This is a genomic window from Mycobacterium shinjukuense (genome assembly GCF_010730055.1).
GTDB classification, from domain to species: Bacteria; Actinomycetota; Actinomycetes; order Mycobacteriales; family Mycobacteriaceae; genus Mycobacterium; species Mycobacterium shinjukuense.
The window spans coordinates 2,550,741-2,566,482 of the sequence record NZ_AP022575.1; the positions used below are offsets into that span (position 1 = coordinate 2,550,741).

Annotated in this window: 15 protein-coding genes and 1 pseudogene; 5 read left to right on the forward strand and 11 right to left on the reverse strand. The window is 67.4% G+C overall.

Annotated features, from left to right (window positions below):
* Positions 1-225: 225 nt before the first annotated feature.
* A pseudogene (locus G6N20_RS11505) lies at positions 226-471 on the forward strand (transposase); the annotation flags it as partial.
* Between the two features lie 134 nt (positions 472-605).
* Here the strand turns inward: G6N20_RS11505 and smpB are convergent.
* The 6 genes from smpB to prfB are packed head-to-tail and all read right to left on the reverse strand — an operon-like array spanning position 606 to position 5,246.
* Entirely contained in the window at positions 606-1,088 is a 483-nt protein-coding gene (gene smpB, locus G6N20_RS11510) for an SsrA-binding protein SmpB (protein ID WP_083046115.1), read from the reverse strand.
* Between the two features lie 2 nt (positions 1,089-1,090).
* The gene (gene ftsX / locus G6N20_RS11515; RefSeq protein ID WP_083046114.1) at positions 1,091-1,984 is read right to left on the reverse strand and encodes a permease-like cell division protein FtsX; all 894 of its coding nucleotides are present in this window, start codon (positions 1,982-1,984) and stop codon (positions 1,091-1,093) included.
* Complete coding sequence (gene ftsE, locus G6N20_RS11520; RefSeq protein WP_083046229.1) at positions 1,985-2,674, reverse strand: cell division ATP-binding protein FtsE; 690 nt, start codon at positions 2,672-2,674, stop codon at positions 1,985-1,987.
* Between the two features lie 43 nt (positions 2,675-2,717).
* On the reverse strand, positions 2,718-3,185 hold the full coding sequence (locus G6N20_RS21245; RefSeq protein WP_083046113.1) for a hypothetical protein: 468 nt from the start codon (positions 3,183-3,185) through the stop codon (positions 2,718-2,720).
* Positions 3,182-4,141, reverse strand: a complete 960-nt coding sequence (locus G6N20_RS11530) for a mechanosensitive ion channel family protein (protein WP_083046112.1) — start codon at positions 4,139-4,141, stop codon at positions 3,182-3,184. Before G6N20_RS11530 ends, G6N20_RS21245 begins: the two co-directional genes overlap by 4 nt.
* On the reverse strand, positions 4,131-5,246 hold the full coding sequence (gene prfB / locus G6N20_RS11535) for a peptide chain release factor 2 (protein ID WP_083046111.1): 1,116 nt from the start codon (positions 5,244-5,246) through the stop codon (positions 4,131-4,133). The genes G6N20_RS11530 and prfB overlap by 11 nt, the downstream gene beginning before the upstream one ends.
* 102 nt (positions 5,247-5,348) lie before the next feature.
* On the opposite strand from prfB, the gene G6N20_RS11540 reads away from it, so the two are divergent.
* Positions 5,349-6,719: an FAD-dependent oxidoreductase gene (locus G6N20_RS11540; RefSeq protein WP_083046110.1), complete on the forward strand. Its 1,371-nt coding sequence runs from the start codon at positions 5,349-5,351 to the stop codon at positions 6,717-6,719.
* Positions 6,720-7,062: 343 nt separating this feature from the next.
* Here G6N20_RS11540 and G6N20_RS11545 read toward each other — a convergent pair whose 3' ends face one another.
* Positions 7,063-8,643, reverse strand: a complete 1,581-nt coding sequence (locus G6N20_RS11545; RefSeq protein WP_083048855.1) for an FAD-binding oxidoreductase — start codon at positions 8,641-8,643, stop codon at positions 7,063-7,065.
* A 6-nt stretch (positions 8,644-8,649) separates the two neighbouring features.
* The gene (locus tag G6N20_RS11550) at positions 8,650-8,853 is read right to left on the reverse strand and encodes a hypothetical protein (protein ID WP_083048852.1); all 204 of its coding nucleotides are present in this window, start codon (positions 8,851-8,853) and stop codon (positions 8,650-8,652) included.
* 483 nt (positions 8,854-9,336) lie between these two features.
* Here G6N20_RS11550 and G6N20_RS11555 point away from each other — a divergent pair, with 483 nt between their 5' ends.
* On the forward strand, positions 9,337-10,311 hold the full coding sequence (locus G6N20_RS11555; protein WP_142272055.1) for an Acg family FMN-binding oxidoreductase: 975 nt from the start codon (positions 9,337-9,339) through the stop codon (positions 10,309-10,311).
* A gap of 3 nt (positions 10,312-10,314) precedes the next feature.
* Positions 10,315-10,743: a pyridoxamine 5'-phosphate oxidase family protein gene (locus G6N20_RS11560; protein WP_083048849.1), complete on the forward strand. Its 429-nt coding sequence runs from the start codon at positions 10,315-10,317 to the stop codon at positions 10,741-10,743.
* Positions 10,744-10,759: 16 nt separating this feature from the next.
* Here G6N20_RS11560 and G6N20_RS11565 read toward each other — a convergent pair whose 3' ends face one another.
* Positions 10,760-12,142, reverse strand: coding sequence for a WS/DGAT/MGAT family O-acyltransferase (locus G6N20_RS11565; RefSeq protein ID WP_083048846.1), 1,383 nt, complete (start codon positions 12,140-12,142; stop codon positions 10,760-10,762).
* A gap of 199 nt (positions 12,143-12,341) precedes the next feature.
* Between G6N20_RS11565 and G6N20_RS11570 the strand changes: the two genes are divergently transcribed.
* Complete coding sequence (locus G6N20_RS11570; RefSeq protein ID WP_083048843.1) at positions 12,342-13,328, forward strand: Acg family FMN-binding oxidoreductase; 987 nt, start codon at positions 12,342-12,344, stop codon at positions 13,326-13,328.
* 21 nt (positions 13,329-13,349) lie between these two features.
* On the opposite strand, the gene dosS is transcribed toward G6N20_RS11570, so the two are convergent.
* Both dosS and dosR read right to left on the reverse strand, forming a co-directional pair.
* On the reverse strand, positions 13,350-15,086 hold the full coding sequence (gene dosS, locus G6N20_RS11575; protein WP_083048840.1) for a hypoxia sensor histidine kinase DosS/DevS: 1,737 nt from the start codon (positions 15,084-15,086) through the stop codon (positions 13,350-13,352).
* Positions 15,083-15,739, reverse strand: a complete 657-nt coding sequence (gene dosR, locus G6N20_RS11580) for a hypoxia response regulator transcription factor DosR/DevR (protein ID WP_083048837.1) — start codon at positions 15,737-15,739, stop codon at positions 15,083-15,085. The genes dosS and dosR overlap by 4 nt, the downstream gene beginning before the upstream one ends.
* Between the last annotated feature and the right edge of the window lie 3 nt (positions 15,740-15,742).

Sequence of the window (15,742 nt, forward strand, 5' to 3'; positions counted from 1 at the left end):
GTCGGATACTAGGCCGGCCGACTTCGGGCGTGGCAGCCGACCCACAGCCCCGGCTCTAGGGATCCTTCCTTGGCAGGTAAGACCCTGGCGTGGTGGGGTTTGGGGCCTGAGGTCGACCGGTCCGGGGATGTCTCGGGCGTGTCGTTGAGGGCTGTGGGGTGGGGCATCGCGTGGTGGTCAGTGAGTTACCGACAAAAAGTGACTCACGAAAGTACGCACCACGCGATGACCCAGGACCATTCTGCCTTGCTTGCCCAGCTCGACGCGCTGAAGTCTGCCGATGCCGGGGCGGTGTTCGCCGAGTTGATCCGCGCCGGGCTGCAGGCGTTGATCGCGGCCGAGGCCACCGAGGCGATCGGCGCGGGCCGCTATGAACGCACTGACGGTCGCGGCACGCACCGCAACGGGCATCGTCCCAAGACGGTGTCCACCACCGCCGGTGACATCGAGGTGCAGATCCCCAAGCTGCGCTGGCCGCGCCGAATGTGCATTGGTGGCGGGGATACGCCGGGCGATGCCGCCCTGGTTGCACGTTCGGCGTGTGACGATCGACGATCACGATCGCCGACGACCACCGACCAAGTTGAGAATTGCTCACCCAGGGCTCAGCGCATGCCCTTGGAGCGGCGCCCCAGCTCGCGCAGCACCTCACGCTGGGCGTCGCGGCGGGCCATGTCCTGGCGCTTGTCGCGTGCCTGCTTGCCGCGTGCCAACGCGAGCTCGACCTTGACCTTGCCGTCGACGAAATACAGCGACAACGGCACCAGCGCGAAGTTGCCCTCGCGGATCTTGCCGATCAAGGTGTCGATCTGGCGGCGATGCAACAGCAGCTTACGGTTGCGCCGCGGTTCGTGGTTGGTCCAGCTACCGTGCTGATATTCCGGGATGTGTAGGTTGCGCAGCCAGATTTCGCCGTCGTCAACCGTGGCGAACGCGTCGACCAGCGACGCGTGGCCCGCCCGCAGGCTTTTCACCTCGGTCCCGACCAGCACCACGCCCGCCTCGAACACCTCGACGATCGAGTAGTTGTGCCGGGCCTTGCGATTGGTGGCGATGATTTTCCTACCGCTGGGAGCCTTGTTGGCCATGGCTATCGCCGCACGTATATGCGCAACGTCACGTACGCCGTCAATCCAGCCATCGCCACGCCCAACGCCAGCAGGATCGGGGAAATGTAGAGGATGTCGGCATAGTCGACGCGGGCGATCAGATTGGCTTGATAGAACTGGTTCAGCGCGTTTTCCAGGAACAACGCGCGCACCACGATCAAGCCGACGATGGCGATGGCGACGCCGACGGTCGCGGCCAGCATCGCCTCCACCAGAAACGGCAACTGGGTGTACCAGCGGCTCGCGCCGACCAGGCGCATGATGCCGATCTCGGTGCGCCGCGTGTATGCGGCCACCTGAACCATGTTGGCGATCAACAGGATTGCCCCGATCGCCTGGACCAGCGCAACCGCAAACGCGGCATTGCTCAGACCGTCCAGCACCGCGAACAGCCGGTCGATCAGGTCCTTTTGATTGAGCACCGACAGCACCCCGGGCTGGCCCTGCATCGCGGTGTCGAAGTCCTTGTGCTGCTCGGGGTTGTTCAGCTTGACGACGAACGACGCGGGGAAGGAATCCTTGCCGGCGACATCCTTGTACTGCGGGAACTTGCGGATGGCGTCGTCGTATGCCTGCTGCCGGTTGAGGAACCGCAGCGCCTTGACGTCTTGTCGCCCCTCGATTTTCTCCCGCAACGCCTTGCACGGGTCGGTGTCGCAGTTCGGGTCGTTGGCGGAGACGTCGTCGGTGAGGAACACCTGGGTTTCGACGCGGTCGAGATAGATGGCCCGGGAGCTATCCGCCAACCGCACCACCAGCAGACCGCCGCCGAACAGGCCGATCGAGATCGCGGTGGTCAGGATCATCGCGACCGTCATGGTGATATTGCGACGAAAGCCGGTCAGGACCTCGTTGAGCAGGAAGCCGAAGCGCACTTAGCGATCCATCCCGTAGACGCCGCGCTGTTCGTCGCGAACCAGCCTGCCCAACGACAGCTCGACCACGCGCTGCCGCATCGAATCCACGATGTGGTGGTCGTGCGTGGCCATCAGCACCGTCGTCCCGGTGCGGTTGATCCGCTCCAACAAATCCATGATGTCCTTACTGGTGTCGGGGTCGAGGTTGCCGGTGGGCTCGTCGGCCAGCAGCACCAGCGGCCGGTTCACCAGGGCACGGGCGATCGCAACGCGCTGCTGCTCACCACCCGACAGCTCGTGCGGCAACCGGTTGGCCTTGCCCGACAGGCCGACCGTCTCGAGCACCTCGGGCACCACCCGGTTGATCACATCGGCGCGTTTGCCGATGACCTCCAGCGCGAAGGCGACGTTGTCGTACACCGTCTTTTGCTGCAGCAACCGAAAGTCCTGAAAGACGCAGCCGATCACCTGACGCAGCTTCGGCACGTGGCGACCGCGCAGCGTGTTCACGTGAAACTTCGAGACCCGGACGTCACCGCTGGTCGGCGTCTCGGCTGCCAGCAGCAGCCGCATGAACGTCGACTTGCCCGACCCCGACGGGCCGATCAGGAAGACGAACTCACCCTTGTCGATGTTGACGTTGATGTCATCCAACGCCGGACGCGCCGACGATTTGTACTGCTTGGTGACATGGTCCAGGGTGATCATCACGGCACGCCAGTGTAGCGGTGAGTTTCGCTGGCACCGACATTCAGCTGGCCGGCGGCGTCGGGGTGGCAGATGGGCCTGGTCCCGGCGGGGGTAGCTGGGACGGTGACGTCGACGGTGTGGCCGGCGTCGTGGTGGCAGGACACAACGGCGGCGGCAGCAGGCACGGCGGCGGGACGGGCGTCGTGGTGGCCGCCGGAGGTTCGCTGGTGGTGGTCGGCTCCGTGGTGGTCGTCGTCGGCGCGACCGTGGTTGGCGGTCGCACCCGGGTCCGCGGCACCCAGGTGTAGTTGGGGTCCGGCACGAAGCCCGGCGGCACCACCTGCACGGGCGGGGGGCCACCACGCGCCGGCTCTAGGGGGCGGTAGGTGTCGTAGACCCACCACACCACCAGAAACGCCACGAGCAGGGCCAACGTCGAGGTGCGGACTCGGCCACCCAACACGTAGCTCGGCCAGCGCCGCCCGGGATCGGGGTGGCGCTTCCCCAGCAGGTTGGCCGGCAGCCTCACCGCCGTCGCACCGATCCAGGAGTTGTCTGCTCGTCGCCGACAAGGCCCGCCGTCGCGTCGGCCGCGGTCATGATGCCGGCACGGGCCAGCGCCCGGATGACCAGCACACGCAATTGCCGGCCCGCCTCGAACTGCTTGCCGGGCAGTGTGCGGGCCACCAACCGCAAGGTGACGGTGTCGATCGCGATGTTCTCCACGCCCATCACCGTGGGCGCGTCCAGCAGCACCTCGCCCAGCGCCGCGTCGTCACGCGCATGCTCGCACACCTGATGCAAAACCTCATTGACCCGACCGAGGTCGACGGTGGTCGAGACCGGGATGTCGACGACCGCGCGTGCCCAGTCCTTGGAGAGGTTGACCGACTTGACGATCTGGCCGTTCGGGATGGTGAACACCTCCCCCTCGCTAGAGCGCAACCTGGTCACCCGCAGCGTGACGTCCTCGACGGTGCCGCGCGCCTCGGTGGAGATCCCCGCGATGGTCAACGCGACCAGATCACCGAACCCGTACTGCTTCTCGATGATGATGAAGAACCCCCCCAGCAGGTCCTGGACCACCCGCTGGGCACCGAAGCCCAACGCGGCGCCCAGCACGGCAGCCGGTGCCACCAGCGAACCGACCGAGAAGCTCATGATGTCGGTGATCTGGACGGCGACGACGACGCAGATGATCGCGATCGACACCCAGGAGATCACCGACGCCACGGCCTGGCGATGCTTGGTCGCCTCCGAGCGCACCAACGCGTCGCTCTCGGCGAAGCCGACGTCGAGCCTGCGGGTCACCCGTTGGGCCACCCAGCTGACGAAGCGGGCCGCCAGCACCGCCCCGATCAGCAGCATGACGATCCGCAGCCCCCGGGTGATGATCCATTCACCGATCTCGCCGCGCCAAAAGTCGTGCCAGCGCTGCGTCGCCGAGGCGGCGGCTAAGCCAAGAATCGTGCTGTTAGTCGTCATCTTTTCGGTTGCGCCACCGGATCCCCGCCTCCAGGAATCCGTCGATGTCGCCGTCCAGAACGGCCGCGGGATTGCCCACCTCGTACTCGGTGCGCAGATCCTTGACCATCTGATACGGGTGCAATACGTAGGAGCGCATCTGGTTGCCCCAGGAGCTGCCGCCCTCGCCCTTCAACGCATCCAGCTCGGCGCGCTCCTCTAAACGCTTGCGTTCCAACAACTTTGCCTGAAGCACCCGCATCGCCGCCACCTTGTTTTGCAGCTGCGACTTCTCGTTCTGGCAAGTGACCACGATACCGGTTGGGAGGTGGGTCAACCGCACCGCGGAGTCGGTGGTGTTCACCGACTGGCCGCCGGGCCCGCTGGAACGGTAGACGTCGACGCGGATATCTCCTTCGGGGATGTCGATGTGGTCGGTGGTCTCCACCACCGGCAGCACCTCGACTTCGGCGAACGACGTCTGTCGCCGGCTCTGGTTGTCGAACGGGCTGATCCGCACCAGCCGGTGGGTGCCCTGTTCGACCGACAGCGTGCCGTAGGCAAACGGCGCGTGCACCACGAAGGTGGTGCTCTTGATGCCCGCTTCCTCGGCATAGGAGGTGTCGAACACCTCGACGGGGTATTTGTGCTGCTCGGCCCAGCGGATATACATCCGCATCAGCATCTCGGCCCAGTCGGCGGCGTCCACCCCGCCGGCGCCGGACCGGATGGTGATCAGCGCCTCACGCTCGTCGTATTCGCCCGACAGCAGGGTGCGCACCTCGGCGGCCTCGATGTCGGCGCGCAGCGCCTCGAGCTCGGCGTCGGCCTCGGCGAGCGCGTCGACCGCGGTCGGGCCCGCTTCCTCGGCGGCCAGCTCGTAGAGCACCGGCAGGTCGTCGAGGCGGCGCCGTAACCCCTCGACCCGGCGCAGCTCGCCCTGTGCGTGAGACAACTCGCTGGTCACCCGCTGCGCGTGGGCCTGATCCTCCCAGAGCTTGGGGTCGGAGGCCTCGTGCTCCAGCTTCTCGATGCGGCTGCGCAGACCCTCGACGTCGAGCACCCGCTCCACCGTGGTCAGGGTGGCGTCCAGGGCGGCGATATCGGCTTGACGGTCAGGCTCCACAGCCGCCCACGTTACCGCCATCTGCGTTTAGCATCAGGTGACCAGCACGTGCGCCCGCGACAGCCCCTTGCGAGCAGCCGGCACCCAACAGAAGGCTTGAGTATGCGTCCCTATCATGTCGCCATCGTCGGCTCCGGACCGTCGGGGTTCTTCGCCGCCGCGTCGCTGTTGAAGGCCGCCGACACCTCCGACGAGATCGACGTGGCCGTCGACATGCTGGAGATGCTGCCGACCCCCTGGGGTTTGGTGCGCTCCGGGGTGGCTCCCGATCACCCCAAGATCAAGTCGATCAGCAAGCAATTCGAAAAGACCGCCGAAGACCCCCGCTTCCGCTTCTTCGGCAACCTGGTGGTGGGCGAGCACGTCCAGCCCGCCGACCTCGCCGAGCGCTATGACGCCGTGATCTACGCCGTCGGGGCGCAGTCCGATCGCACGCTGAACATTCCCGGCGAGGATCTGCCGGGCAGCATTTCCGCGGTCGATTTCGTCGGCTGGTACAACGCACACCCGCACTTCGAGGACAAGACACCCGATCTGTCGGGTGCCCGGGCGGTCGTCGTGGGTAACGGCAACGTCGCCCTCGATGTGGCGCGCATCCTGGTCACCGATCCCGACGTGCTGGCGCTCACCGACATCGCCGACCACGCGCTGGAGTCGTTGCGCCCCCGCAGCGTCGAGGAGGTGGTGATTATCGGCCGGCGCGGCCCGTTGCAGACCGCGTTCACCACGCTGGAGCTGCGTGAGCTGGGAGACCTCGACGGCGTCGACGTGATCGTCGATCCCGCGCAGCTGGCGGGCATCAGCGACGACGACGCGGCGGCCGTGGGCAAGACCACCAAGCAGAACATCAAGGTGCTGCGCGACTACGCCCACCGCGAGCCTCGTCCGGGCCATCGTCGCATCGTGTTTCGATTCCTGACATCCCCGATCGAAATCAAGGGCGATGGCAAGGTGGAACGAATCGTGCTGGGCCACAACGAACTGGTCACCGACGACAGCGGGTGGGTGTCGGCCAAGGACACCGGCGAGCGCGAGGAGTTGCCGGCACAGCTGATCGTGCGGTCGGTCGGCTACCGCGGCGTGCCCACTCCCGGGCTGCCGTTCGACGACCGGCGCGGGACCATCCCCAACACCGACGGCCGGATCGACGGCAGCCGCAACGAATACGTCGTGGGGTGGATCAAGCGCGGACCGACCGGGGTGATCGGCACCAACAAGAAGGACGCCCAGGACACCGTGGACACCTTGATGGCCGATCTGGCCGCCGCTCAGGCGTCGGCGAGGCTCGCCGACTTCCCGCAGGACCACGCGGACCGATTGGTCGACTGGCTGGCATCTCGCCAGCCGAAGCTGGTCACGTCGGCGCACTGGAATGTCATCGACGCCTTCGAGCGGGCAGCCGGCGAGCCGCAGGGGCGTCCCCGTGTCAAGCTGCCTAACATCGCCGAGCTGTTGCGCGTCGGGCACGGCTGATCCGTCGCGGTCGCAAGCGCGGCCGTGGCGATCGCAAGCGCGGCCGTGGCCGCGCGAAGCGGGTCGCCACTATAGGGCGGAGCCGGGCGAAGCGGGCCGCGACCATCTAGTCCGTCGCGGTCGCAAGCGCGGCCGTGGCCGCGCGAAGCGGGTCGCCACTATAGGGCGGAGCCGGGCGAAGCGGGCCGCGACCATCTAGTCCGTCGCGGTCGCAAGCGCGGCCGTGGCGATCGCAAGCGCGGCCGTGGCCGCGCGAAGCGGGTCGCCACTATAGGGCGGAGCCGGGCGAAGCGGGTCGCCACTATAGGGCGGAGCCGGGCGAAGCGGGCCGCGACCATCTTGTCTAGTCGATGAGCACTCCGGGATTGAGAATCCCGGCGGGGTCCAGCGCCGCTTTGGCCGCGCGCAGCGCGGCTGCGAACGGCTCCGGCCGCTGCCGGTCATACCAGGGCCGGTGGTCGCGACCCACCGCGTGGTGGTGGGTGATGGTGCCGCCGGCGGTGCTGATCGCCTCGGACACCGCGGCCTTGATCTGGTCCCACTGCGCGTCCAGCGAGCCCCAGCGCCCGCCCGCGTAGATGCCGTAGTACGGGGCCGGGCCGTCGGGATAGACATGGGTGAACCGGCAGGTCACCACGCCTGTCCCGCAGACCTTGTCGATCGCGGTCCGCGCGGCGTCGGTCACCGCGGCGTGCAGGGTATCGAATCCGTTCCAGGTGCAGGCGGTTTCGAAGGTCTCGGCGATGACGGCGCGACGAGCCAGGGCGTCACGTTGGTACGGCATCCGCAGAAACGCCGCGCGCCAATTCTGTGACGCGTCGTTTTCGGTTGTGCCGCTTGCGGTCTCGCGACCGCGCCGGGAGGCGACGGTGCCGCCGTGGTCGGCGGCGATCGCCATGGCCCGGTCCAGCCACGGGTCGATCGGGTGGTCGGCGGATTCGAAAGCCAGCACCAGCAGGCCGCCGCCGACCGCGGTGCCGGCGTTCAGAAACGCCTCGGCTGGGTCCAAGAGTCGGCAGTTGGCCGGGTACAGCCCGGCCTGCGCGATCGTCCGGGTGGCGGCGACCGCGGCGGCCCAGGCGTCGAACGTCACCGACGCGGTGACCTGCCAGCGCGGACGATCCTGCACCCGAATCCACGCCTCGGTGATGATGCCCAGCGTGCCTTCCGAGCCGAGGAACAGCCGGTCGGGGGATGGCCCGGCGCCGGATCCGGGCAGCCGCCGCGACTCGCTGACCCCGGCTGGGGTGACAACCCGCAGCGATTCGGTCAAGTCGTCGATGTGGGTGTACAGCGTGGCGAAGTGGCCGCCGGAGCGGGTGGCCAACCAGCCGCCCAGGCTGGAGAACCCGAAGGACTGCGGGAAATGGCGCAGCGTCAGATCGTGCGGGCGTAGTTGGTCTTCGATGGCGGGCCCGAGGGCGCCCGCCTGGATCCGTGCCGCCCGGCTGGCCCGGTCGATCTCGAGCACCGCGCCCATGGCGCCGACGTCCAGCGTGACCGCGGGCTCCGGGAAGCGCGGCTCGACCCCGCCCACCACGGAGCTGCCGCCGCCGTACGGGATGACCGGAATCCCTTGTCGGGTACACCAATCCAGCACGTCGACCACGTTTTGCTCGCTGCGCGGTCGGACGATCAGGTCGGGGACGTTTCCGAGCCGGCCCTGCAGGTTGCGCGCGACGTCACGATACGCTTTGCCGCGCGCGTGCCCGACCCTATCCACCGGGTCGCCCGAGCACAGCGCCGCCAGTGATGCCGGCGGGGTGATCCGCGGCGCCGTCAACCCGAGCGCGGTCGGGTCCGGCGGCTGATGCTCGATCAGGTCATGGCCGGGCAGCAGTGCGGCGACCCGTGCCGCCAGGGCGCTGGTCTCCGGGCCGGACAGCGCGTCCTCGACCGTGCCCCAACCCCACCACGAACGCACCGGGTGTCAGCGTTTGACGACGACGAACGCTCCCCCGGCGACCACCAGCACGAGGGCCAAAAAGATGGCCCAGCCGGCGCCGGCGAGCCACCAGATGACACCCAACAGTGCCAGCGCCGGCGACAACGCGAAGAGCGCCAACACCGGGTGCTGCTTGATCACTTCGACCGCACTCTTCGCCCGGATCCGATCGATTTCCTTGCCTGCCATTCGTTCAGGATGCCAGACAACGCCGCGATCGGCGCCTTTGTTTTCGTCGTCTTCGCACAGCGGTTCCCGAGATGGCGGTACAGGGGGTCGGTTGACCGGCAGTCGCGACGTGGCGGAGTCTTGCTCGCGGGAAGGGTAGGTTCACCGAGCCTGTAGCTGGCGTGGCCCCCACTCGCGTTTTTGCGCGCCAACTACAGCCTCGGTGCGACGGCGGCTAGAAATGCCGCGGGAACCGGCTCCAGTCAGCGGGCACCCGCAAGCGATTGACCGACGAGGTCATCGAACGGACCTCACCTGCGAACTCCGGCAAACCCACCAGCCCGTCATTAGAGCAGGTTGAACACGAGCTTCAGCACCAAGTCCGTTTCGACCCTCCGACACGATTGTCCTTTGAAGATCTTGAAAGCACAGTGACACACGGCATTTGACCAAAGGGACCAAGTGCTCTAGGCAACGCGCGTCAACTCGCCATAGCGTCGACTCGTGGACATCGGGGTTCTCAAAAACGCGGTCTTGCTCGCGTGCCGGGCGCCATCGGTGCACAACAGCCAGCCCTGGCATTGGATCGCCGACAACGATACCGTCCACCTGTTCGTCGATCGTCGCCGAATTGTCCGGGCTACAGATCATTCCGGCCGGGAGGCTCTTCTCAGTTGTGGCGCGGCCCTCGACCACCTTCGTATCGCCATGCTCGCGGCACTGCAGCACGCACACATCACTCGCTTTCCCAACCCGAACGACCCCGACCATCTCGCCACGGTCGAATTCAGCGCCGTCGACCACGTCACCGCGGCGCAGCGAAACCGCGCCCAGGCGATTCTGCAGCGCCGAACCGATCGACTTCCATTTGACCGGCCCACCTACTGGGACGTCTTCGAACCGGCCCTGCGCGACACGATCGACGACACTGGGGTGACGCTGGATGTGCTAGCCGATGAGCAACGGGGTCGACTGGTCGAGGCGTCGCGGCTCAGCGAAGTCCTTCGCCACGACGATTCGTCGTATCACGCCGAACTCCAATGGTGGACTTCGCCATTCGCGTTGGCCGATGGTGTGCCGCCCAGTGCGCTGGCATCGGACACCGAACGTCGCCGCGTTGCCGTGGGTCGGGATTTCCCGGTGCGCGGCCACCAGGATCGCCGCCCGGGCACCGTGGATTGGTCGAAAATCCTTGTGCTGTCGACACCTGAGGACACCCGGACCGACGTATTGAGGTGTGGCGAAGTGCTGTCGACCGTCCTGCTGGAGTGCACCATGGCCGGCATGGCCACCTGCACGCTGACCCATCTGATCGAGCCGCGCCAGAGCCGCGACATCGTGCGCAACCTGATCGGTCGGCGCGGCGAGCCGCACGTCCTGATCCGCGTCGGGATAACACCGGCGATGGAAGAACTTCCCGCTCCGACACCTCGTCGGCCGCTGGACAGCGTGCTCGACATTCGCTCCAAGAAAGGTTGAGCCATGAACGACGAGCCCGTTACCGTCCTTTCAGCCGACCAGAGTTGGCAGCGGCTCAGTAGCGTCGCGCTGGGCCGGCTGGTGGTCAGCATCGCCGATGAGCCCGAGATCTTCCCGGTCAACTACGTCGTGCAAGACCGCACCGTACTGTTTCGAACCGCCGAGGGCACCAAGCTGTTTGTCGCGGTGACGAACCCCAAGGTGGCCTTCGAGGCCGACGACCACAACGTCACCGAAGGCTGGAGCGTGATCGTCAAGGGTCATGCCCGGGTGCTCAACACCGACGCGGAGATCCGCAAAGCCGAAGATGCTCAGCTGCGGCCGTGGATCGCGACGCTGAAAACCCACTATGTGCGGGTGATCCCGTCCGAGATCACCGGCCGGCACTTCACCTTCGGACCGGAGCCAGACCGCACCGACACCTTTGCATGACCAGCCCCGCGCGTGGTCACACCACCAGGGAAAGCGGTCCGCGGGTGGGAGGATTCTTGCGCCGCTTGCTGATTGCCACCAGCCGCGCCACCGCGCGTTCGATTCCCCGGGCCAACTCGTCGACATCGTCCACCGCGTCGTAGTCGGCGAGGATCCCGAAGTACAGGTCGTCGGCGTAGCTGAGCATGGCGACGGCGGTTCTCAGTTGCATGGCGAGCGGCGGAACCGGAAATACCGCAACCACCCGCCGGCCCATGACCCGCAGCGGCTGCCGTGGCCCGGGCACATTCGTCGCCACCGTCACGACACCACGCTGCGGCAGCCGAGTCAGCAACCCGACCACCCGCGCGGTCAGCGCGAACGGAATGCGATTGGCTATGGACACGAACGCATTTCCGGCCGCACGCTGCCCGCCCACCTTCGTCCGCCGCAGTCGCGCGTGCACGGTGCGCAGCCGCTGGACCGGGTTCTCTTCGTCAACTGGGAGGTAGGGAAGCATCAGTGACACCCGGTTGTCGGTGGTGTGCAACGCGTCGTCGGACCGCTCCGACACCGGCACCAACGTCCGCAGCGAATCACGCCGGGGCCGCTCGCCACACTTGACCAGCAGGTTGCGGTAGCTTTCGGTAACCGCCGCCAGGGCAACGTCATTGATGGTGACATCGAACGCCTGGCACACCTTCTCGATGTCGGCCAGCGGGACACGCGCCCCGCTGTAGCGACGCAGATCGCTGATCGGCCCGTTCAGCGGCGACTCGGCGGGGCTCATCAGGCCGGCGACGATCTCGGCCACCCCCTGGGCCGCGCGGACGGCGCCGGCCATGACGGCGGCCGACGCCTGCCACAGCCCGCCCAGCACGCTCAACGGGTTGGCCGCCGGCTTTTTCGGCTCCTGGACGGGGCGGATCCGGTAGACGGAGCCGTCGCTGACACCGTCATCGGAAAACCCCGCCAGCATGTGGGTGACCGCGATGCCATCGGCCATACAGTGGTGGACCTTGGTCAGCATCGCCCACCGGCCATCGGCGAGCCCCTCGACGACCCACAGCTCCCACAGCGGCCGATGCCGGTCCAGCCGCCGCGCCATCAGGTCGGCGATCAACCGGTACAGCTCACCGTCGTCGCCGGGATGCGGCACCGCCACCCGGCGCACATGCCGGTGGATGTCAAAGTCGGGATCGTCCACCCATTCGGGCGCACCGAGGTCGAGCGGGTGCAGGCGCAATCGCTGCCCGAACCGCGGGCAGGCGCGTATCCGGTGCGCAAACGCCGACACTAGGGCTTCCTGGTCGGGTGCGGGGCCTTCGATGATCGCCAAGCCACCGATCGCCAAGCTGACTCGCTGATCGGCGTCCTCCGCCTTGAGGAACCCGGCATCGAGTGTCGTCAACTGGTCCATCATCAACGACCTCCCGACGATCCGAGGTTTATCTGCAACCCTCGGTACCACTGTCGGCCGTCAGGGTGGTTGGGGGGCAGGGCCAAAAGTCCTTGTCTGCGGGTGGCTTCGTGCTCTGCTGTGGCAGGTGTCGTCGGCCGATGCTAGACGTATGGCCGCAGTTGTCGAGAGGAGGGCTGGTCGGACCACAATGGCAGCCATGATCGCCGATTTCCCGGACACCGGCACCCTTCAAACGGTCCTGACGCTGGCAACCCGCGCGCCCTCCATCCACAACACGCAACCGTGGCGCTGGCGAGTCAACGCCGCGAGCCTGGACCTGTTCTCCGAACCGGAATTGCAGCTGCGCAGCACCGATCCCGACGGACGTGACCTGATCATCAGCTGCGGTGTCGCGTTGCACCACTGCGTGGTCGCGTTGGCGGCGATGGGCTGGCAAGCCAGGGTGAATCGCTTCCCCGATCCGGACGATCCCCGCCACCTGGCCACCGTCGAAGCCCAGCGGCACACCCCCGATCAGGCCGACATCGCGTTGGCGGCGGCCATACCGCGCCGGCGAACCGACCGTCGGGCCTACAGTTCCTGGCCGGTCGCCGGGGGCGACATCGCCTTGATGGCCGCCCGGGCGGCTCGCTGCGGTGTGATGCTGCGCCAGGTCGACGCCGTCGACCGGATGAAAGCGATTGTGGCACAAGCTGTCCGGGATCACATCGGCAGTGACGAGTACCTGCGCGAGCTCACCGCGTGGAGCGGACGGTACGGCTCGGTGGCCGGGATTCCGGCCCGCAACGTGCCGCCGCCCGACCCCAGCGCTCCGATTCCCGGACGGGTGTTCGCCGGACCCGGACTCGCTCAGCCGGCCGGTGTCGCACCCGCCGAGGACAACGCCGCGATCCTGGCCCTGGGCACCGAAGAAGACGACCGATTGTCCCGGCTGCGCGCCGGTGAGGCGACCAGCGTCGTCCTGCTGACCGCGACGGCAATGGGGTTGGCCTGCTGCCCAATCACCGAACCCCTGGAGATACCGGACACCCGCGACGCGGTCCGCGCCGACGTGTTCGGCGCCAGCGGCTACCCGCAGATGCTGCTGCGGGTGGGTTGGGCCCCGATCAACGCCGACCCACTACCGGCGACACCGCGACGCGAACTGGCCGACGTCGTCGAGTGGCCGGCCGGCGCCCGGTAGCAGCCCGCTCGCCTGGGGCAGTTACTGCACCAGCGGCGCCGACCAGCGCAACACTGTTCCGCCCCCGCCGGGCGTGGTCCCGACCGTGAATTCCCCTCCGGCTTGCGCCGCGCGCCGCCGCAGATTCGTCAGGCCACTACCGGTGAACTCGTCGGGCATGCCGCGACCGTCGTCGCTGACTTCGATGCTCAAGTCGTCAGCGACCATGACCCGCACCGTCAACGTGGTGGCATCGGCGTGTCGCACCGCGTTGCTGACAGCCTCGCGGACCACCGCCTCGGCGTGATCGGCCAACGCGCCGCCCACCACCGACAATGGCCCGACGAATTGGACGCTGGTGCGCAACCCCGAGCCGGCGAACTGGGCTACCGCCGCATCGATTCGTTGCCGCAGCCGGGTGATGCCCTGGGATGCTCCGTGCAGGTCGAAAATGGTCGTCCGGATGTCCTGGATGACGCCCTGCAGATCGTCGATGGCCTCCGACAGTCGTTGCTGCACTTCGGTATCCCGGGCCCGTGGCACGGTGCCCTGCAATGCCAGACCAACGGCGAAAAGCCGCTGAATCACGTGGTCATGGAGGTCACGCGCAATGCGGTCGCGGTCGGTGAGGACGTCGAGTTCACGCATCCGGCGCTGCGTGGTGGCCAGCTGCCAGGCCAGCGCGGCCTGGTCGGCGAACGCGGCCATCATCTCAAGTTGTTCGTCGCTGAAGGGTCCCGGACCGCCTCGGCGCAGCACGACAACGACACCGGCAACGGTGTCGGCGGTGCGCAGTGGCAGCAGCATGGCCGGACCCCCGTCGTCCACGTCGTCCAGATCGATCCGGTCGACTTGTCGCGGAATGCCGTTGACGAAGACGTCCCCGAGCGCGGTGCCGGCCACCGGAACGGTGCGCCCGACGGCGGACGCCGCAGCGTCGCCGACCGTTTCGATCACCAGCAGCTCCGCCACGTCACCGGCCGGCAGGTTATCGTCGACGGGGACGGCCACCAGGGCCGCATCGGCCGCGGTCAGCGTGAGCGCCTCCTCGGCGACAAGCCGGAACACCGTCGCGGGTTCGGTGCCGGAGAGCAATTCGGTGGCGATGTCGCGGGTGGCCTCGATCCACGACTGACGTGCCTTCGCCTGCTCGTAAAGCCGGGCGTTGGCGATGGCGATGCCCGCGGCCGCCGCCAGCGCCTGAACCAGCACCTCGTCGTCATCGCTGAACGGTTGCCCGTTGGTTTTGTCGGTCAGGTACAGGGTGCCGAAGGATTCGTCGCGCACCCGAACCGGCACCCCGAGGAAGGTCCGCATCGGTGGGTGGTGCGGCGGAAAGCCAACCGAGGCGGGGTGTCGCGAAATATCGTCCAGCCGTAGCGGTTTGGGCTCGTCGATGAGCAGCCCGATGACGCCTAGGCCCTCGGGGAAGTGGCCGATGCGCCGCACGGTCTCCTCGTCGATGCCCTCGTGGACGAAGTTCAACACCCGGTTATCCCGGTCGTGCACCTCTAGCGCGCCGTAGCGGGCGTCGACCAGATTGGTCGCCGAGTGCACGATCGAGCGCAGCGTGGCGTTGAGTTCCAGCCCCGACGTGACCACCAGCATGGCCTCCAACAGCCCGTCCAGGCGGTCGCGGCCCTCGACGATCTGCTCGACGCGGTCCTGCACCTCGACCAGCAGCTCGCGCAGGCGGAGCTGGGAGAGTGTCTGGCGCAACGGAGCCACGTCGGCGCCGGCTGCCTCGGCTGGCTCGTCCGGGGGATCGCCCGCCGTCATAGTCCGTCACCGGGCGAACGGGAGCGCTTCAACTCCGTTGCGAACACGGCGGCTTGGGTCCGGCGCTCCATGCCCAGTTTGGCCAGCAACCGCGACACGTAGTTCTTCACCGTTTTCTCGGCCAGGAACATCCGGTCGGCGATCTGCTTGTTGGTCAGGCCCTCGCTGAGCAGGCCCAGCAGGGTCCGCTCCTGGTCGGTGAGGCCCGACAGCGGGTCCCGCTTCTCCGTGGTGCCCCGCAGTTTCGACATCAGGGCGGCCGCTGCCCGGTTGTCCAGCAGCGACCGCCCGGCACCCACTTCTTTGACGGCGCGGGCCAATTCCATTCCCTTGATGTCTTTGACCACGTACCCGCTGGCGCCGGCGAGGATCGCATCCAGCATCGCCTCATCGGAGGTGTACGACGTCAGAATCAGACACCGCAAATCGGGCATGCGGGACAACAGATCACGGCACAGTTCGATCCCGTTGCCATCGGGCAGGCGAACATCGAGCACCGCCACATCCGGTCTAGCGGCCGGGATTCTGGCCATCGCTTCGGCAACCGAGCCTGCCTCACCGACAACATTGAGTTCGGGATCCGCGCCCAGCAAGTCGATCAGGCCGCGTCGCACCACTTCGTGGTCATCGACCAAGAAGACTCTTACTACCAAGGC